At 37.9% G+C, this 264-nt stretch carries 1 protein-coding gene; it reads right to left on the reverse strand.

The window, feature by feature from the left end; all coding sequences use genetic code 11:
- Nucleotides 1-228 (reverse strand): transposase (locus tag MZO40_RS17200; RefSeq protein ID WP_252133499.1); only part of this gene is annotated, 228 nt, incomplete at its 3' end.
- Nucleotides 229-264: the final 36 nt, after the last annotated feature.

Raw genomic sequence — 264 nt, forward strand, 5'->3', positions numbered from 1 at the left:
AAAAGGCGATGCAGACCAAAGCTTGTAGTAATTATAGACGGAATGCCATTCAGGAAAATCACTTGGAACTTGTCGCCATTGACAACCTGTTTTTAGGACATAGATAATCGCACAGAAGACCTCGTAGAGGTCATATTTTCGGGGCCTAGTTTGTTTTCGAAAACTTTCTAGCTCTGGTCGAATCTGTTCAAATTGTTTGCGGGTAATATTGCTTGGATAGTTTTTCATGGCTAAAACTCACTTTTTAATAAAACTATATCAGAT

Origin of the sequence: Lactiplantibacillus sp. B652, from assembly GCF_023806745.1 — a bacterium.
In the GTDB taxonomy this organism is placed as follows: domain Bacteria; phylum Bacillota; class Bacilli; order Lactobacillales; family Lactobacillaceae; genus Lactiplantibacillus; species Lactiplantibacillus pentosus.